This window comes from Tessaracoccus zhenghani (genome assembly GCF_055326325.1).
The window spans coordinates 264,069-281,434 of sequence record NZ_JBUZNQ010000003.1 but is presented as its reverse complement, the minus strand read 5'-3'; the positions used below and the strand labels follow the sequence as shown (position 1 = coordinate 281,434).

At 67.7% G+C, this 17,366-nt stretch carries 16 protein-coding genes and 4 tRNA genes; 7 read left to right on the top strand and 13 right to left on the bottom strand.

Annotated elements, in window-relative coordinates; genetic code table 11:
- Window positions 1–22: 22 nt before the first annotated feature.
- The 5 genes from ACZK4S_RS08450 to ACZK4S_RS08430 all read right to left on the bottom strand — a co-directional run bounded on the left by ACZK4S_RS08450 (window position 23) and on the right by ACZK4S_RS08430 (window position 5,349).
- Window positions 23–1,045 carry a glycosyltransferase family 4 protein gene (locus ACZK4S_RS08450; protein WP_076058812.1) on the bottom strand — a complete coding sequence of 341 codons (1,023 nt, stop codon included), beginning with the start codon at window positions 1,043–1,045 and terminating at the stop codon, window positions 23–25.
- The gene (locus ACZK4S_RS08445; protein ID WP_076058810.1) at window positions 1,042–1,866 is read right to left on the bottom strand and encodes an LpxL/LpxP family acyltransferase; all 825 of its coding nucleotides are present in this window, start codon (window positions 1,864–1,866) and stop codon (window positions 1,042–1,044) included. Before ACZK4S_RS08445 ends, ACZK4S_RS08450 begins: the two co-directional genes overlap by 4 nt.
- A 1-nt stretch (window position 1,867) precedes the next feature.
- The gene (locus ACZK4S_RS08440) at window positions 1,868–2,410 is read right to left on the bottom strand and encodes an HIT family protein (RefSeq protein WP_198928178.1); all 543 of its coding nucleotides are present in this window, start codon (window positions 2,408–2,410) and stop codon (window positions 1,868–1,870) included.
- Entirely contained in the window at window positions 2,407–4,443 is a 2,037-nt protein-coding gene (gene thrS / locus ACZK4S_RS08435) for a threonine--tRNA ligase (RefSeq protein ID WP_463643971.1), read from the bottom strand. Before thrS ends, ACZK4S_RS08440 begins: the two co-directional genes overlap by 4 nt.
- An 81-nt stretch (window positions 4,444–4,524) precedes the next feature.
- The gene (locus ACZK4S_RS08430; protein WP_463643970.1) at window positions 4,525–5,349 is read right to left on the bottom strand and encodes an EamA family transporter; all 825 of its coding nucleotides are present in this window, start codon (window positions 5,347–5,349) and stop codon (window positions 4,525–4,527) included.
- 160 nt (window positions 5,350–5,509) lie between these two features.
- Between ACZK4S_RS08430 and ACZK4S_RS08425 the strand changes: the two genes are divergently transcribed.
- The gene (locus tag ACZK4S_RS08425) at window positions 5,510–6,163 is read left to right on the top strand and encodes a PIG-L deacetylase family protein (RefSeq protein WP_463643969.1); all 654 of its coding nucleotides are present in this window, start codon (window positions 5,510–5,512) and stop codon (window positions 6,161–6,163) included.
- On the opposite strand, the gene ACZK4S_RS08420 is transcribed toward ACZK4S_RS08425, so the two are convergent.
- Window positions 6,149–6,829: an FMN-binding negative transcriptional regulator gene (locus ACZK4S_RS08420; protein ID WP_463643968.1), complete on the bottom strand. Its 681-nt coding sequence runs from the start codon at window positions 6,827–6,829 to the stop codon at window positions 6,149–6,151. The two genes, ACZK4S_RS08425 and ACZK4S_RS08420, sit on opposite strands and share 15 nt — an antisense overlap.
- A 105-nt stretch (window positions 6,830–6,934) precedes the next feature.
- On the opposite strand from ACZK4S_RS08420, the gene ACZK4S_RS08415 reads away from it, so the two are divergent.
- Window positions 6,935–7,639 (top strand): trimeric intracellular cation channel family protein, encoded by a 705-nt coding sequence (locus ACZK4S_RS08415; RefSeq protein ID WP_370585930.1) that lies wholly within the window; start codon window positions 6,935–6,937, stop codon window positions 7,637–7,639.
- 226 nt (window positions 7,640–7,865) lie between these two features.
- On the opposite strand, the gene ACZK4S_RS08410 is transcribed toward ACZK4S_RS08415, so the two are convergent.
- From ACZK4S_RS08410 to ACZK4S_RS08395, 4 genes are all read right to left on the bottom strand, one after another.
- A tRNA-Val gene (locus ACZK4S_RS08410) sits at window positions 7,866–7,940 on the bottom strand.
- Between the two features lies 1 nt (window position 7,941).
- Window positions 7,942–8,012: transfer RNA gene (locus ACZK4S_RS08405), tRNA-Cys, on the bottom strand.
- Window positions 8,013–8,063: 51 nt separating this feature from the next.
- Window positions 8,064–8,136 (bottom strand) — tRNA-Gly (locus tag ACZK4S_RS08400).
- A gap of 102 nt (window positions 8,137–8,238) precedes the next feature.
- A complete protein-coding gene (locus tag ACZK4S_RS08395; protein ID WP_463643967.1) occupies window positions 8,239–8,787 on the bottom strand; it encodes an alpha/beta hydrolase family protein in 549 nt (182 codons plus the stop codon).
- Window positions 8,788–8,876: 89 nt separating this feature from the next.
- On the opposite strand from ACZK4S_RS08395, the gene ACZK4S_RS08390 reads away from it, so the two are divergent.
- The 5 genes from ACZK4S_RS08390 (at window position 8,877) to ACZK4S_RS08370 (ending at window position 12,079) form a co-directional block, all read left to right on the top strand.
- Window positions 8,877–8,948: transfer RNA gene (locus ACZK4S_RS08390), tRNA-Val, on the top strand.
- 58 nt (window positions 8,949–9,006) lie between these two features.
- Complete coding sequence (locus ACZK4S_RS08385; protein ID WP_463643966.1) at window positions 9,007–9,780, top strand: sirohydrochlorin chelatase; 774 nt, start codon at window positions 9,007–9,009, stop codon at window positions 9,778–9,780.
- A 31-nt stretch (window positions 9,781–9,811) separates the two neighbouring features.
- Entirely contained in the window at window positions 9,812–10,228 is a 417-nt protein-coding gene (gene msrB, locus ACZK4S_RS08380; protein WP_463643965.1) for a peptide-methionine (R)-S-oxide reductase MsrB, read from the top strand.
- Between the two features lie 58 nt (window positions 10,229–10,286).
- Window positions 10,287–10,871, top strand: a complete 585-nt coding sequence (locus ACZK4S_RS08375; RefSeq protein WP_459397727.1) for a DUF3000 domain-containing protein — start codon at window positions 10,287–10,289, stop codon at window positions 10,869–10,871.
- Entirely contained in the window at window positions 10,868–12,079 is a 1,212-nt protein-coding gene (locus ACZK4S_RS08370) for an HRDC domain-containing protein (RefSeq protein ID WP_463643964.1), read from the top strand. Before ACZK4S_RS08375 ends, ACZK4S_RS08370 begins: the two co-directional genes overlap by 4 nt.
- Here ACZK4S_RS08370 and dxs read toward each other — a convergent pair.
- The 3 genes from dxs to ACZK4S_RS08355 all read right to left on the bottom strand — a co-directional run bounded on the left by dxs (window position 12,070) and on the right by ACZK4S_RS08355 (window position 17,299).
- Window positions 12,070–13,989, bottom strand: a complete 1,920-nt coding sequence (dxs, locus tag ACZK4S_RS08365) for a 1-deoxy-D-xylulose-5-phosphate synthase (RefSeq protein ID WP_463643963.1) — start codon at window positions 13,987–13,989, stop codon at window positions 12,070–12,072. The genes ACZK4S_RS08370 and dxs overlap by 10 nt on opposite strands.
- Window positions 13,990–14,044: 55 nt before the next feature.
- The gene (locus ACZK4S_RS08360; RefSeq protein ID WP_463643962.1) at window positions 14,045–14,434 is read right to left on the bottom strand and encodes a hypothetical protein; all 390 of its coding nucleotides are present in this window, start codon (window positions 14,432–14,434) and stop codon (window positions 14,045–14,047) included.
- Between the two features lie 408 nt (window positions 14,435–14,842).
- The gene (locus ACZK4S_RS08355; protein ID WP_463643961.1) at window positions 14,843–17,299 is read right to left on the bottom strand and encodes a metallophosphoesterase; all 2,457 of its coding nucleotides are present in this window, start codon (window positions 17,297–17,299) and stop codon (window positions 14,843–14,845) included.
- Window positions 17,300–17,366 lie beyond the last annotated feature (67 nt).

Here is a 17,366-nt window from a genome sequence, read left to right as displayed (position 1 = left end):
CCCGCGGGTTTTGCCGCGTCGCCTACCTGCCTGCGAGGGCACTGGAGTAGACGTCCTCGATCTGGGGGCCGACCACATCCCAGGAGAAGCGCCTCGCGGACTGCCAGGCCAAGACAGGGTCCGCCGGGGAGGCGAGGCGCGCGCGCAGCTGCGCCGACGCCGCGGCCAGGTCGTCGGGCGGGAAGAAGGACGCCACCGCGTCGTCATCGACGACGGCCCGGAAGGCGGGCAGGTCGCTGGCGACCACCGCGCAGCCCCGGGCCAACGCCTCGATCAGGATGATGCCGAAGGACTCCCCGAAGCGGTTGGGGGCCACGAGCACGCGAGCCTCGGCCAACCAACGGTTGCGTTCCTCGTCGCTGAGGGCGCCGAGTTCGCGGACCTGCGGCGCTCCCCCGGCGCCGGGGCCGATGGCCACAAAGGTCGCCTCGGGAACCAGACCGGCCAGTGCCGCGAAGGTGGGGTACCCCTTCCGCGGTTCGTCGAGCCGGCCGAGGAACAGCACCACGTCGCCCTGCTTCGCCGCCGGCGGCCCGGCCGGCACCTCCACCGCGTTGGGCACGACGACGGGAGCCGCGCCCGTGACGATGCGCGCCGTCTCTGCGGCCGCTTCCGACACCGCGACGCTCTGGCGGGGCGGCAGCAGTGCCGCGCGGAGCCGGAGCGGAACCGCGAGGAGGCCGGGCCGGAAGTGGGCGTGGTGGGTCACCACGAGCCTGTCCCGAGCCGACCGCGCCGCCGCGTAGGCGACTCCCGGCGTCAGCGGCTCGTGGACGTGGACCAGATCGGCGCCGTCGATCGCTGCGCGTGTCTCCATCGCCTGATCGGGCAGCACCCCCAGGTGCGCCACTGCGCCGTTGAACGGCAGGCTCACCGCCCTCCCCAGCAGGTGCACGTCGTCGCTCGACGGCCCCGTGCCCGGTGCCACCACGAAGGCCCGGTGGCCACGGCTCCTGAGCCAGGCCGCGAGCCCCAGCACGTGCGTCGCGACGCCGCCCGGCTGGTCCAGCGAGTACGGGCACACGAGCGCGACGCGGAGGCTCACACGAACACCTTGCGCAGCATCAGCCAGCTCTCCGGGTGTCGCCGCACGGCATCGGCGAAGACCTCCACGGCACCCGTCATCAGTTCCTCGGCGCTGTCGCCCCCGATGGGTTCCGAGACTTCCAGCCTGAGCCGGTCACCGTCGAAATACGTGGTGGTGACCCGGAGATCGGCCCCCGTGCGCCGCGCGAGGAGCGCCGGACCCGCGGGCACGCCCACGAGCGCGTCGGCCCCCGGCCACGGCACCTTGAGGCCCCGGGAGGAGAGGTCACGGTCAGCCAGCAGGCACACCAGCCTGCCGGCCTTCACGTCCTCGGCCAGCAGACGCATCACATCCGGCTGGTCGACGGGGTAGATGATCATGCCCATGCCGGCGCGGGCCTCGGCGAAACGCTCGTAGACCCCGTTGGGCAGGCGTTCGGCGACACTGACCACCTTGAGCCCGGCCCTGGCCGCCCAGGCACCGGCGAAGTCCCAGGAACCCATGTGGGGCAGCGCCACGACGAGCCCCGGACCTGCCACCGAATCCCGCAGCCTGGCCAGGTGGTCGTCGTCGATCGACACGACCCGGAGGATCTCCTCGTCGCTCCACCCCGCGAGGCTCAGTGACCACAGGTTGTTGCGGATCCAGTTGGTCAGCAGCCGAAGGCGTTGCCCGCTCGTCGGCCTGGCGCCGGTTGCGTGCTCCACCGAATCCGCCCACGCGTCGACGGCCGGCAGCCGCTTCAGCGAGACGAGTGGCGCGGCAAAGCGCGCGAAGGCGTCGCCGAGCCGCCGGGGCACCCGTCGGCCCACCGCCCAGACAGCTGAGCTGAGGTCCACGTCAGCGGTGCCAGGCCTCGGCCAGCAGCCTGCGGGCGTCGCCGAGGAGTTGTGGCACGGCCTTGGTCTGGGCGATGACGGGCATGAAGTTCATGTCGCCCTTCCAGCGCGGGACGATGTGCTGGTGCAGGTGCATGGCGATGCCCGCCCCCGCCACGTCGCCCTGGTTCATGCCGATGTTGAAGCCGTGGGGCTTCGAGACGGACCGCACCACGCGCATCGCCCGCTGTGTCAACTCGGAAACCTCGCGGGTCTCCTCAGGCGTCAGGTCCGTGTAGTCGGCGACGTGCCGGTAGGGGCACACCAGCAGATGCCCGGGCGAGTACGGGAACAGGTTCATCACCACGTAGGCATGCTCGCCGCGGGCGACGACCAACCCGTCGTCGTCCGTGCGCTTGGGTGAGGTGCAGAAGGGGCAGTCGTGACCGCCCGTGGGTTTGCCCTCCCCCTCGATGTAGACCATGCGGTGCGGGGTCCACAGGCGCTGGAACGCGTCCGGCACACCGGGCAGCGTGCCGGACGCCTCAATGTCGTCCATGGTCACTCGCCGGCGGTGGGCGACTCGTTGGAGCGCGACCCGATGAAGTCGACGATGGTGGTCACCGCGTCGTCGACACTCACGGCGTTGCGCTGCGACCCGTCACGGAACCGGAACGACACCGTGCCGCCGTCGCGGTCCTCGCCGCCGGCGATCAGGATGAACGGGGCCTTGCCCTGGGTGGCGTTGCGGATCTTCTTGCCGAACCGGTCGTCGGAGGTGTCGAAGTCCACCCGCACGCCCTTCGCCTGGAGCTGAGCGACGACGCCGCCGAGGTACTCGTCGAACTCGGAGGCCACCGGGATCGCGGTGACCTGGACCGGCGAGAGCCAGGCGGGGAACGCGCCGGCGTAGTGCTCGATGAGCACGCCCATGAACCGCTCGATGGAGCCGAACTTCGCCGAGTGGATCATCACCGGCTGCTGGTGCGAGCCGTCCGAGGCCGTGTAGTGCAGGTTGAAGCGCTCCGGCTGGTTGAAGTCGTACTGGATGGTCGACATCTGCCAGGTGCGACCGATCGCGTCCTTCGCCTGGATGGAGATCTTCGGGCCGTAGTAGGCGGCACCGCCGGGGTCTGCGACCACGGGCAGGCCGGAGTCGCGGGCGATGCCTTCGAGGATCTCGGTCGCCTCTGCCCACTGCTCGTCGGAACCGATGAACTTGTCCTTCTTCTTGCCGTCCTCGTCGCGGGTGGAGACCTCCAGCGCAACGTCGGTGAGCCCGAAATCGTTCAGCAGCGACAAGACGAAGCGCAGCAGGTGGCGCACCTCGTCCGGCGCCTGTTCCTTGGTGCAGTAGCTGTGCGAGTCGTCCTGCGTGATGGAGCGCACGCGGGTCAGTCCCTGCACCACGCCCGAGGCCTCGTCGCGGTACACGGTGCCGAACTCGAAGAAGCGCAAGGGCAGGTCACGGTAGGAACGGCCACGCGACGAGAAGATCAGGTTGTGCATGGGGCAGTTCATGGCCTTGAGGCGGTACGCCTGGCCACCCTTGACGACGTTGCCCTGCTCGTCGCGCTCGGCGTCCTCCAGGATGGGGGGGAACATGCCATCGGCGTAGTACGGCAGGTGGCCGGAGGTGTAGAAGAGTTCCTCCTTGGCGATGTGTGGCGTGCCGACGTAGTCGAAGCCCTCCTGGATGTGGCGGGTGCGCACGTAATCTTCCATTTCGCGCTTGATCACCCCGCCGCGGGGGTGGAACAGCGGGAGGCCCGAGCCCACCATCTCGTGGAAGCTGAACAGGTCGAGTTCGGTGCCGAGCTTGCGGTGGTCGCGCTTGGCGGCCTCGTCCAGCCGCGTCTTGTAGGCCTGCAGTTCGTCCTTCGACGGCCACGCGGTGCCGTACACGCGCTGGAGGCCGGCGTTGCGCTGGTCCCCGCGCCAGTAGGCGGCGGAGGTGCGGGTGAGTGCCCAGCCGTTGCCGAGGTAACCGGTGTGCGGGATGTGGGGGCCCCTGCAGAGGTCCTTCCACGCCACCGAGCCGTCGCGGTTGAGGTTGTCGTAGATGGTGAGTTCGCCGGCGCCGACCTCGACGGAGGAGCCGTCGTCATCCGAAGCGCTGGACTTTGCGGAGATGAGTTCGAGCTTGAACGGCTCGTCAGCCAGCTCCGCGCGGGCCTCTTCGTCTGTCACGACGCGGCGCACGAAACGCTGGCGTGCCTTGATGATCTGGCCCATCTTCTTCTCGATGGACTTGAGATCTTCAGGGGTCAGCGGGTCCACCTGGAAGTCGTAGTAGAAGCCGTCCGTGATGGGCGGGCCGATACCCAGCCGCGCGTCGGCATGCAGGTCCTGCAGCGCCTGCGCGGTGACGTGGCCGCACGAGTGGCGCAGGATCGAGAGGCCCTCCGGGCTGTCGATGGCGACCGGCTCGACAACGTCGCCGTCGGCCAGTTCGCGCTGGAGGTCCAGGAGTTCCCCGGCGACGCGCATGGCGACGACCGTGCGGTCCTCACCGAAGAGATCGAGCCCCGTGGTCGTGGTAGTCAGCTCCACCTGTTCCGCCTGGTCGTTGCGGTGGACGGTGATGACTCCACTCATGGGGCACTCCTTGTGGTGTGGTCGGTTGGTCTGACGCCCCCATTGTGCCGCGTGGAGCTCAACCGTGGTAGTTGGGTCCCATCACTGCCGCGCCGTCCTGATCGCGCCGATGGAGGCGACAATGACGCAGGCCATCGCCACCCATTCGGGCCAACGCAGCCACTCCCCCAGCACCATCCAGGCGAAGAGTGCGGCCGCAGCGGGCTCGAGGCTCATGAGGATCGAGAACGACGCGGCCTTCAGGGAGCGCCTGGCCTGCAGTTCCATGGCATACGGGATCACGGTGCTGAGCAGCGCCACGGCGGCCATGACACCGAGCACCCTGAGGTCGCCGAATGCGCCGTCTGCCAGCAGAGTGCCCGGAACGGCCAGGGCGGCGGCGCCGATGAGGCTGCCGACGGTGAGCCCACTCATCCCCTCCCACCGCCTGCCCACGGGGCCCGCCAAGGCGATGTAGCCCGCCCAGAGGGCGCCGGCAGCCAGGGCGAACACCATGCCGAGTGGGTCAACGACGGTGGGCCCCGCGCCCAGCAGCACCACGCCGGTTGCCGCGAGCGAGACCCAGAGGATGTCCAGCCACCTGCGTGAACCGAGCACGGCCAGGGCCAGTGGGCCGACGAATTCGAGCGTGACGGCCAGCCCGATGGGGATGCGCTGGAAGCTGAGGTAGATCAGCATGTTCATCCCCGAGAGGCACAGGCCGTAGGCGACGACGACCAGCCAGTCGCCACCGCTGCGTCCGGTGACCCGCGGCCGGGAGAAGGCGAGGAAGATGACCGCGCCGATGAGGGCCCGCAGGAACGCGAGGGTGACGGGATGGGCCGAGTCGAAGATGGACTTGGCGATCGCCGCCCCGAACTGGACGGAGGCGATCGCGATCAAAACCAGGACGACGGGTCGGGGCACGGCCCGACTCTACGCGGGGTTGGGTGATCAGCCGGTCAGCGCCAGACCCGCGGCCCCAGGATCTGAAGCGCCAGCCGCGTCGGCTCCTCGACGCGTCCTCGGTCGTGCCTTCTTGGCACATCATGGGATCTGGGCGCATCCGGATGGCTAGCCTCGGATCATGAACCACGTTCCTTCCGCTCAGAGAGTGTTGGCCGTCATCGCGCATCCGGATGACGAATCCTTCGGCCTCGGCGCCGTCATCGACCACTACGTCTCAGATGGGGCTCGGGTTCAGGTGCTGTGCCTCACGAAGGGCGAGGCCTCCACCCTGGGGGCCAACCCTGAGCTGAGCGCCCAGCGCGAACTCGAACTCAGTACGGCGTGTCAGGCACTGGGCGTCGCAGCCTTCGAGCTGTGCGACTACCCCGACGGCGGGCTGGCCGCGGAGGATCCAGCCACCCTCGCCGCACGCGTCAGGATGAGCGTGGCGGAGTTCCATCCCGATCTCCTGCTGACCTTTGACCCGCTGGAGGGCGTCACCGGTCATCCGGACCACAGGGCGGCCACGGAGGCCGCCATCACCGTGGCCAGGGAGCACGGTCTGCAGATCCTCGGGTGGGCGCTGCCAGAGGGGGTCGCCGACGCCGTCAACGAGGAGTTCGGGACCGGCCTGGTCGGCTACCCGAAAGGTGACCTCCACCATGCGCTCCCCGTCTCCAGGGACGCCCAGATGGTGGCGGTGCGGGCTCACACGAGCCAAGCGGTCCCCGGCAGCCTCCTATGGCGCCGGCTGGAACTGCTGGGCGACAGGGAATACCTACGGCGTCTCTAGGACCTCAGCGGGGAACGCGCGGGTCCGGAGCCGTTCGATAGTGCCGAAGCGGCCCTCGGCATGTGGGAGGCTCACCTCGCGGAGGTAGCCGGCCACCTCTGCGGGACCGTGCTGCTCGAAGTGCTGGATGAGGCTGCGGATGTCGTCGGGATGGCGGTTCTGGCTCATCTTGGCCTTCGCCTCGATCCGGTCGATCTCGAGTTCGACGCCGACGATGGCGCGCGACATGAGGCCCAACTTCTCCGCCCCGACGGCGTCGAGCACTTCGGGCCCCTCCATACGCTCGGTCAGGGCGCTTGCGGCGCGAAGCGCTGCGTCGGGACTCGGGTCGATACGCACGGGGCCCCAGGCATGGATCGTCAGGTAATCCCAGGTGGGGACGTTGGGCAGTTCCTGGTTGGTGGCGTACCAGTGGGGCGAGACGTACGCGTCGGCGATGTCCAAGATGGCCATCCCACGGCCGGTGATCGGGGTCCGGGCCTGGGGGTTGTTGCGCACCAGGTGGGTCACCAGCACGCGGGATCCACCGCGGGATTCGCAGTGCATGGGGACGAAGGTCGACAGCGGTCCGTCTTCATGGACGGTCACGAGATTGCCAGGACGCACCTCGGCGAGCAGTTGCTGCAGGCGGTCCTCTGGAAGGCTGAAGTGGTCTGGCACGTGCACGCAGCTACCCTAGGCGCTGGCCGTGCTGGCGCCGCCCCCGGGGCGGGTCATTTTCTGTCCACCGCGCCCCGTCCTGCATCATTGTCCTTGCATGAGAGGAGACACGTGCTCACAATTCTCTGGGCGATCGGCATCACTGCGGAGGGAATGACCGGGGCCCTGGCCGCCGGCAGGGAACGCATGGACCTCTTCGGCGTCATCATGGTCGCGCTGGTCACGGCGCTCGGCGGCGGATCCATCCGCGACGTCCTGTTCGGGCACTATCCGCTCACGTGGGTCCGCGACCCCGAGTACGTGTTGCTCGTCGTGCTCGCAGCCGTCATCACCATCTCTATCGCCGGGATCATGAAGTACTTCCGGCAACTGTTCCTCGCACTCGATGGTCTCGGTCTGGTGGTCTTCTCCATCCTCGGAGCGCAGGTGGCCCTCGACATGGAACTGGGCATCATCATCGCGGTCGTCGGTGCCGTGGTGACCGGCGTGGCGGGCGGCATCATGCGGGATCTCTTCTGTGACCGGATCCCGTTGGTGTTCCGTGAGGAGTTGTACGCCTCCGTGTCCGTCATCGCCGCGCTGCTCTTCGTGGGTCTGTTGGAGGTGGGCGTCGCCCACAATGCGGCGGTGGCCGTCACCCTGGCCGTCGGTTTCGCCCTGCGGATGCTGGCCATCAAGTTCCGCTGGCGGTTGCCCGTCTTCGAGTACCAGGATTCAGCGGTCGACGGGCGCAAAGCCCTTCGGAAGGTCGCGCTGAGCCTCCGCAGCCTCCGTCTGCTGCGACTCCAGGACCGCCGGCCGGTCATCGACGACTGAGCGCTGCCGCCTCAGTTCACTGACGCGTCGGCTCAGGGAGATCACGTCCAGGTCCCACACGACGCGCTCCGAATCAGTCGTGAGGTCGACGGGGATCAAGCCCGCGGAGCCAATGGGAAACCCTAGCGACCCATTTCCGGGAAGGGTCGTCCCCGAACACCACGATGTTGAGTGTGGAGCATCAGCCCCAAAAAAGAAAAGACACCCGGCATGGCCGGGTGTCTTCTGGTGGGCGGTACTGGGTTTGAACCAGCGACCTCTTCCGTGTCAGGGAAGCGCGCTACCACTGCGCCAACCGCCCGAGGTGGAGACGGGATTTGAACCCGTGTACACGGATTTGCAGTCCGTTGCCTCGCCTCTCGGCCACTCCACCGGGTGGAGGGTTACCCTCCCCTTGTGGGTCTGGGAGAGACCTTGATCTCCGAGCGGACGACGAGATTCGAACTCGCGACCCTCACCTTGGCAAGGTGATGCTCTACCAACTGAGCTACGTCCGCCTTGCGCTACCGCTGCTCCCCTTCCGGTTTGCCGCGTTCGGCGCGTAGAGAACATTAGTCCACGGATTCAGCAAAGTGCAAATCGCCGGTTCCTCAGCGCGATCAGGCGCTGACCCATTCACCCAGCCAGTCCGCGATCGCCTGCTCCACCCGCTCCGGCTCCCGGCTCAGGGTGTGCGTCCCGTCCACGAGGACGACGCGCCTCGTCGCACCCTCCTCCGGGAGCCCGAACGGGTCTTTCCTGCCTTGGACGACGAGCACCGGCGCCGACACGGAGTACAACTCGGGGCCCCGGTCCGCGCCCTTGGGCGACACGAGCGGGAAAGCGAGGCACAGCACCGCCGAAGCACCCACCTCAGCCGCGGACCGGCACGCCACCCGCGCCCCGAACGAGCGACCACCCACGACCAGGACGCCGCCGGGCACCTGCGCCCGGAGCTGCCCGACCACCTGCACCCACGCCCGCTCGGCGTTGGCGATGGGCGGCGTCACCCTGCGACCGGCGACCCTGTAGGGCTGCTCCACCAGCGCCACCACGCAGCCCGCCTCCAGACCCGCCTTCAGTGCGGCCCTGAGATCTGCGGTCTCCACTCCCCCGCCGGCCCCGTGCCCGAGCACCATGAGGCCCGCGGCGCCTGCCGGATAAGACACGTGAGCCCGCGCATTTCCCATGGTTGTGGGGACCTCCAGGACCTCAGTTCGCATTCTGGTTTCCGATCCGCTAGAGTTTTTCTTCGCTAGGGCGATTGGCGCAGTGGTAGCGCGCTTCGTTCACACCGAAGAGGTCGGCGGTTCGAAACCGCCATCGCCCACTCTAGTGGGGCTTTCCGACGCTGGTTTTGCCCACCGAGGGCCCGGAGGAATGAGGCGATGACAGCACCCGCGATCGTACTCGTGGCCGACGGCCCCGACGACGAAGCTGTGAACTCCTCCCTCGAGGCCATCCTCGAGGACCTCCGCACCGCGCGCAGGGACCTCCGGGTCTTTCTCGGCCGCATCGGCGGCCCCGAGCCCCGGCTCGAAGACGTGGTGGCCCAGCTCGTCGCGGACGAGGTGGCAGAGGCGGTGCTGATCCCCCTGGACCTGGTTTCCGCAGCAGATCACGCCCCCGTGCTCGACACCTTCCAGCGTTCTCCAGACATCCACCTCGCTGTCAGTCGCCCCGTGGGCCCGGCCAGCGAACTGCTGAACATCCTCGACGAACGGGTCAGGGAAGCGTTGCACCGCGGCGGCGCCCTCGAGATCGACGGACTCATCCTCGCGGCGCCTGCCGGCGGCGACGTCCGTGGCTCGTCGTTGCTGGCCCGTCGCGCCCGCCAATGGTCGGCCCACCACCGCATCCCGGTTCAGTTGGCGGTCGACGAGGGCAGCGGCAGGGCCACCGCCTCCGCGGTCGCCGCCCTGCGCGGACAGGGGCGTCGTCACATCGCCGTCGGAGGCGTCTTCCTGGCCCCCACCCCGGACTACCAGGCCCACGCCCATGCGGCGTTGCGCGCCGGGGCCATCGCCGTGACCTCGCCCATCGGCCCCACTCCCCATCTGAGGCAGCTCATCCTCGCCCGCTATGCGTTCGGCGCGATGGAGCTGCTCGACGGCACCCCCACCCAGTTGTCCGCGGAGGTCCTGGAGGGCGAGGAGGACTGATCAGCTTGCGATGGCGATTATCATCGTCTTCATGACTGACCAGTACGTCCCGAAGCTGATCAAACCGGATACCGAATGGCGCGAGCAGCTCAGCAAGATGGAGTACCACGTCCTTCGTGAGGCAGGTACGGAGCGGCCGTTCACCGGTGAATACACCGACACCGAGGACGAGGGTGTCTACGAATGCCGGGGCTGCGGCGCGGAACTGTTTCGCAGCAATGAGAAGTTCCACTCCAACTGCGGCTGGCCCAGCTTCTTCGCCCCGCTGGCGGAGGAACGCGTCCGCTACATCGAGGACAGGTCGCTGCCCGGCCGCCCCCGCGTCGAGGTGCGGTGCAGCAACTGTGACGGGCATCTGGGCCACGTCTTCGAGGGCGAGGGTTACGGGACGCCCACCGACCTGCGTTTCTGCATCAATTCCGTGTCCCTGAACCTGCGCCGTTCCTGAGCAGGGCTTCTCGGCGCGCCACCACCGAAAAGCGTGGCGCCGCGCTTAGAGTGGCGACGTGCCCGCGAATGTCACCAGCATCACTCCAGAGCCGTTCAGCCGCGCTCTCCGGGAGTTGACGGCCATGAACTGGCGTTCCGGCATCACCGCGGACGAGATCGGCTCTCCGCAGCGCATCGCGCCCTACTCGGTGGCCATCGCCGCCGAACTGCTGGACGACGACGAGCCTTTGGCAACCGGGCGCCTGATCCTGCTCCACGATCCCGCGGGCAACGACGCATGGGCCGGCACCTTCCGCCTCGTGACCTACGTCCGCGCCGAGGTGGACCTGGACATGGTCACAGACCCTCTTCTCCCTGAAGTGGCGTGGTCATGGTTCACCGAAGCGCTGGAGAGCCACGGCTGCGACGCCTCGGCACTGGCCGGCACGGTGACCGCCTCGTACGGTCGAGGGTTCGGCGAGATGGTTCAGGAACCGGACAGGGCCGACGTCGAACTGCGCTCCTCCTGGACTCCCCAACTCGACGGCGCACACTCCCTCACGCCCCATCTCGCGGCCTGGCAGGATCTGCTCGGACAGGTGGCCGGGCAACCTCCCCTGCCGCCGGGCGTGGCCACCCTGCCGGTGGGCCGCAACCTATGACATATGTGAACAGCAGCCGCGAGCCCCTCAAGCCCGTCGTCGACACCCCTCAACTCCTGGCGGAGTGCCTCACTGCCCTGCGCGCCGGCAGAGGGCCGGTGGCCTTTGACACGGAGCGTGCGCACGGCCACCGGTACTGGGCGAAGGCCTACCTGCTCCAGATCCGCCGTGAAGGCTCGGGGACGTGGCTGATCGATCCGATCGCCTTTGAGCAGGACGGGGAACTGGCTGACCTCAGCTCACTCGTCGACGCGTGCGGCACCGCCACCTGGATCGTCCACGCCGCCACCCAGGACCTGCCCTGCATGCAGGAGATCAACATCATCCCGCCGCGGATCTTCGACACCGAACTCGCTGCGCGTCTCCTGGCAAAACCCGGTGCATCGCTCGGAGCCCTCCTCGAGGCCGAGCTCGGGATCAAACTCCGCAAGGCGCACTCCGCCGACAACTGGTCGCGGCGACCGCTGCCCGAATCCTGGTTGATCTACGCCGCACTCGACGTGGACTACCTCCTCGAACTGTCCAAGGTGTTGGCCACCCACCTGGTGCTGGCGGGGCGGGAAGAATGGTCCGCGCAGGAGAACGACGACATGCTGGCGCGTTTCAGTACGCCGCCGAAGCCCCGCGAGGACCCCTGGCGGCGCCTCAGCGGCCTCACCACCCTCAGGACGCCGATGCAGTACGCGGTGGCCCGCGAACTGTGGCTGGCGCGGGACGAGGTGGCCAGGCGTCGCGACAGGCCGCCAGGCTGGATCCTCCATGATTCGGCCGTGTTGGCGGTCGCCGCCCTGGCCCGCGACACGGTACCGAGCGCGGCGCAGGTCCAGAACCTCCCGGGCTTCAGCTCCCAGCCGGGGCAGCGCTACGTGCGGCACTGGCTCGCCGCACTCGAACGTGTGCGGCACCTGCCGCCCGAACAGTACCCGGCCAAACACCTGCACACCCCCGGCGTGCCGCACCCCAGGTCCTGGGACAAGGCGAATCCTGAGGCAGCGTTGCGCTGGGCAGCGGTGCGGCCCGCCGTCGACGAATTGGCCTGCGACCTGGGGGGCCTTCAGCCCAGCCTGATCGCACCGCCCGCAGTGTTGCAGGAGGCGCTCTACCGTCATTCAGAGGTGACGCGAGAGGTGCTCCTGGAGCTGGGCGCCCGGCCGTGGCAGGCGGACTTCCTGGCCCCCGCCATCGCGGAGGCGCTCGGTCAGGCCTGAGCGTCCTCGACGGCGACGTCGGCCATCTCGGTGGAGAGCAGGTCACCCAGCACCGACAGCGCCGTGGCGGCCGCGGTGAGCCCGATGCGCTCCAGCACTTCGTCGCGTGAGCCGTGCTTCAGGAATTCCTTGGGGATGCCGAAGTTGCGCACCTTCACCGGTGCATCCTCCATCGCCAACTGTGCCCCGAGCCGCTGGCCGACGCCACCGTCGACGAGGTTGTCCTCCAAGGTGACCACGAGGTCGTAGCCGCTGGCCAGCGACACGAGGTCTGGGCTCACCGGCAGGGCCCACAGCGGGTCCACGACTGCGGCGGACACGCCCTGGTCATCGAGGCGTTCGGCGAGATCCAACGCAGCTCCCACGAACTGCCCGTAGCCCACGATGAGGACCTTCGCCTCTTCGGGCCGGACCAGCACGTCGACGCGGTTGATCCCCGCACCCACGTGGGCGATCTCCGGCATTTCGTCCGGCAGGCGTTCCTTCGAGTACCGCACGACGGTGACCGCATCGTCGACCTCCACGGCATGGTCCAGCGCTGCCACCAGGCGGGTCTGGTCGCGCGGTGCGGCCAGTTGGAGGTGCGGCACGATGCCCATGAGCGTCATGTCCCACATGCCGTTGTGGCTGGGCCCGTCCGTGCCGGTCACCCCGGCCCTGTCCAGCACCAGTGTGATGCCGGCCTTGTGGAGCGCCGCGTCCATGAGCACCTGGTCGAAGGCCCGGTTCAGGAACGTAGCGTAGAGGGCGACCACCGGATGCAGGCCGGCGCGCGCCAGGCCGGCCGCGGAGACCACTGCGTGCTGTTCGGCGATACCGACGTCGAAGATCCGGTCCGGGAACGCCGCTGCGAACCGACCCAGCCCGGTGGGGTTGAGCATGGCACCGGTGATGGCCACCAGGTCTGGGCGTCGCTGACCGAGCTGCACGATGGCTTCGGCGAACGCGTCCGTCCAGGTGGCCTGCACCGTCGCCGACAGCGGCTCTCCGGTGAACTCGTTGATCTTGCCGACCGCGTGGAAGCGGTCCTCCTCGTGCTCCTCGGCGGCCTGGAAGCCCCGGCCCTTGCGCGTCACGCAGTGCACGATCACCGGGCCACCGAACTGGCGTGCCTGTTCAAGGTGGTTGGTGAGGGCCGTGATGTCGTGGCCGTCGATGGGGCCGGTGTACTTGATGCCGATGTCCGAGAACATCGTCTGGGGCGCCAGGACGTCCTTCACGCCGGTCTTGAAACCGTGCATGAGGTCATAGACCGGCCGCCCGAACACGGGGATGCGGTTCACGCCGCGCTTGATGACGCTCAGCGTCTTCTCGTAGCGGTGGTCCGTGCGGAGGCCGGCCAGGTGGTTGGCCAGCCCTCCGACGGTGGGTGTGTAGGAGCGGCCATTGTCGTTGACGATCACCACGAGACGCAGGTCGCCGGCGTCAGCGATGTTGTTGAGGGCTTCCCAGGCCATGCCGCCGGTCAGCGCTCCGTCGCCGACGACCGCCACAACGGTGCGATCCTCCCCCTTGATGCGGAACCCCTTGGCCAGGCCCTCGGCCCACGAGAGGGCCGATGAGGCGTGCGAGTTGCGCACCCAGTCATGTTCCGATTCGTCAGGTTCCGGGTACCCAGAGATGCCCTCCTGCTGGCGGAGGGTGTCGAAGAGAGGGGCCCGGCCGGTGAGGATCTTGTGGACGTAGCTCTGGTGACCGGTGTCGAAAATGATGGGATCTGACGGCGAATCGAAGACCTTGTGGATGGCCATGGTCAATTCGACGACGCCGAGGTTCGGGCCCAGGTGGCCACCGGTGCGGCTGACCTTCGTGATCAGGAAGCGCCTGATCTCGTCAGCCAACTGCACCAGTTGTTTCCTGGACAGCGCCCGCAGGTCATGGGGGCTGTGCACCGAATCCAACAGAGACATGCCGTCAATAGTAGGCCCTAAGAACCAATGGGCCGGGCCAACGTGCGGGCGGAGGTCACAGCCGGGGGACGAAACGCACGTCCCGGAGCGCCTGTTCGACGAGCTCCACTCCCCTGGCCACACGGATCAGCCGGGCCTCCTCCTGCTGCAGGACGACCGCAGCCTGATCCACCGTTGCGGTGTCCACCACACCCGACAACGAGGTGCGTACCCCCGCCAGACCGCTGCGCGTCGCCACCAGTTGGGCCGCGACGAATTCCCGCGCCATCCGGGCCAGCACGACAGGGTGACGGCGCAGCACCTGGTACCCCCGGTACTCCGACGGACAGGAGTCGAGCAGGAAAGATTCCGCCGTCTTCAGCCAGCCGCTGGACCCCGGTGGGCGCACGGCTCCGGGCCAGCCCGGCGGCACGTACACACGGATGACTTCATCTTCATCGAACATACCTTCTATTGAAGCTCAACGCCCGGACAAAATCGAGTGCCTGCTCCAATCGACCTCACCGCGAGGTCAGGGGTTCAGCTCCGGATCTCCGGCGTCCCCTCCGTGCTCCCCTTCGCGGGGCCGGTGAACAAGCCAACGATCAGCGCTGCGACAGCGCCGACCAACACGAAACGCTTCATCGATGCGAACATGTGATCCTCCAATCGGTTCCCTCCAAGCAGAACCTGACCAGATGACGCGGCGCCCACGGCGACGTGAACTGCGGATGTCGGTCAGATGACGATGTTCAAACCCTCCCGGGCACGCCAGGGGATGCCCGCAGAAGCAGGCAGCCCCCGCAGCCGGCATCGCCGAGCTGCAGGGGCCACTCTCGTGAGCGGGAGCTTGCGCTCCCCCGTTCAGCGTCTGCTACTTGAACATCACGATGTTGTTCAAGACCCACTTGCTGTCCTGGCTGAAGGTGAAACCGCCTTCGGCTCTGGCCGTGGCCTGGTAGACGGTCGCCATGGCGTAGGAGCGGCAACCGTTGCGGCCGGTGGCAGCCGTGTCACACTCGGTGCGCCACTGACGCTGGCCGGTCGGCGACGTCCAGGCGGTGTTGTTCGCCAACGGGTTCTCTCCCCAGGCCGCCCGGGTCATGCGCGGCAGGTAGGTGAGGTTGTTGAACGCCCAGCCGGTCGTGCGCACGAACTTGCCGTCCTCGATCACCACCAGGGTGGCCCAGATGTCCGTGCGGCAACGCTCCGTCTGCGAGTAGGGCTCGCACACGGTGTTCCAGTCGCGTCCATTCAGGTTCTTGTGCAGGCCGGCCTGGGTGTACGGCGCGGTCGCCTTGAAGAAGTCGGAGGTCTGCCCGGGCTTCACGGTCTGCCCGGTGGTGGGCGTGGCGGTCACGCTGGGCTCAGCGGTCGGGGTGGGTTCAGCACTCGGTTCCCCGGCAACGCGCGAGATCAACCACTCCGAGGGATCCAGCGGGCGGTCGACGAGGCGGGTCTCGCCGAGGCAGCCGAGGAAGCCGCTCTGGCGCTGGCCCGCGTAGGAGCCTGCTCCCATCACCCAGGGCTGGTTCCCGTCGGTCCCGATACCCAGGGCGTCCTTGACGTTACGCAGGATCGGCACGCAGTTGATGTACATCGTCACGGAATGGTCGGCAGGATCGTTGACAGTGGCGATGTGCATCCAGTCGGCCAGGTTCACGATCTCGCCGGACCACGCGGAGTAATCACCCAGGAACTCCTCGCCCCGGGATTCAAGGAAGGAGAACTGCACCTCACGCAGGCTCGACAGGGCCCAGGCGAACGGGGGTTCCTCCATCTCCGAGAAGTAGTACTCGTCCACGTTGCCCCGTTGGCCGTCGCGCGACAGCCAGGCCATCCAGGCGTTGAGGTTGTTGTCGAACCCGGGGTCGATCTTGACGAAGGTCTCGAACGTGAAGCCGTTCTCGAACTCCTCCAGGTTGGCCGGTGCGTCCGCGGCCGTCGTGAAGTACGACGCCACGTTCCCGGTGCTGGAGGCGTTGTCGAAGCACACCGACCCGAAGTTGGACGAGCCAGCGGCATGGTCAGGCGTGAACGTCACGTCGGATTCCTGCGCACCGGTCACCGCGCCCTCGTTGAGCTGGGCGCGGGTCATGTCGTTGAGGCCGGTGACGTCAGGAATCACTGTGCCGGTGGGCGCCACGGTTTCCGCGTCAACGACGGGAACGCGCCAGTGGGCGACGGTGCCGTCCACCACCGGGTAGTCGTCGGCGGCGGTTGCGTTGCTGTACTGCGTGGGCTCGGGCGCGTCGAAGCCGGCGAAGGTGCCTCTCAGCTTCTCCGTGTAGGAGGGCTTGTCCACGGCGCCGACCTTCAGGCCCGGGAACCGCTCGGCGAAGTCGAAGGGGATCTCGAAGGTGCGGGCGCCGCCCTCCAGGATCGGCTGGTCGAACTCGTTGAGTTCTTCAGCGGGCTTCTCCGTGACCCAGTTGGAGAAGGTCAGTTGCGAGATGAGGTTGTTCGTCAGATCGAACTCGACGAGACCCATGTATCCGTTGCCACCCATGTAGGCCATCTGGTGGTCCATCAGGATCTGATGCACGGGGTTGCCGAAGCTGTTGGTGCGCACCATGTGCGCCGCGCCATGGTGGTGACCGTTGAAGGTCAGGAACACGTTGTCGTGCTGGGTGATGAGGTTGTCGAAGACCCTGTCGCCGAACGCGGTGTGGGTTGCGGTCTCACCGTCGGTGTCGACGTTGATGAGCTGATGCGAGGTCAGGATGGTCGGCACTTCCGGGTTGGCGGTCAGCTGGGCATCGGCCCAGGCGAGCGCTGCATCGGAGGCGCCCCAGGTCAGCGCAAGGACGGCGAACTTCTGGCCCTCGACGGTGAACTGGTGGTACTCGTGGGACCCGCTGGCCGCGTCTCGCTCGACGAGCGACTCATTCAGCTTTGCCCGCTCAGCGCCGAAGGTGTTGAGGTACTGGTAGCTCGGCATGTCGTGGTTGCCACCGATGACCGAGTGGTTGATGTCGGCATCCTCGAGCACCTTCATGGATGCACCGGCGACCTCCCACTCCTGCGCCTGGTTGGCACGGTCGACGAGGTCGCCCAGGTGAAGCACCATCTGGGTGTTGTATTCATCGGCATGGTCTGCCCAGAACTGCGTCTGTGACGCGAAGGGGTTCGAGCCGTAGCGCTCCATGAACAGGTCGCCCTGGCCAGCGGTCGCATATCGCGAGTAGAACTGCGTGTCGGGCAGGATGCCTAGGGTGAACCTCGCGGCCGTTGCGGCCGTTGCGGCCGTTGCGGCCTCGGCCACGGGGAGGGTTCCGAACAGCCCGGCGGTGAGTGGGACCGCCAGGGCGGCTGTGAGGAACCGCTTCATGGGTGACAGCATTATGCTCCTGATCCATTGGTTGATGTGTCGCCTCGATCCAACTTCTTTGAGATGA

Excerpts from the sequence above, each read along its gene's own strand:
- ACZK4S_RS08370 (WP_463643964.1), top strand. The coding sequence starts at position 10,868 with ATGACATATGTGAACAGCAGCCGCGAGCCCCTCAAGCCCGTCGTCGAC.
- ACZK4S_RS08425 (WP_463643969.1), top strand. The coding sequence starts at position 5,510 with ATGAACCACGTTCCTTCCGCTCAGAGAGTGTTGGCCGTCATCGCGCAT.
- dxs (WP_463643963.1), bottom strand. The coding sequence starts at position 13,989 with ATGTCTCTGTTGGATTCGGTGCACAGCCCCCATGACCTGCGGGCGCTG.
- msrB (WP_463643965.1), top strand. The coding sequence starts at position 9,812 with ATGACTGACCAGTACGTCCCGAAGCTGATCAAACCGGATACCGAATGG.
- ACZK4S_RS08385 (WP_463643966.1), top strand. The coding sequence starts at position 9,007 with ATGACAGCACCCGCGATCGTACTCGTGGCCGACGGCCCCGACGACGAA.
- ACZK4S_RS08360 (WP_463643962.1), bottom strand. The coding sequence starts at position 14,434 with ATGTTCGATGAAGATGAAGTCATCCGTGTGTACGTGCCGCCGGGCTGG.
- ACZK4S_RS08355 (WP_463643961.1), bottom strand. The coding sequence starts at position 17,299 with ATGAAGCGGTTCCTCACAGCCGCCCTGGCGGTCCCACTCACCGCCGGG.
- thrS (WP_463643971.1), bottom strand. The coding sequence starts at position 4,443 with ATGAGTGGAGTCATCACCGTCCACCGCAACGACCAGGCGGAACAGGTG.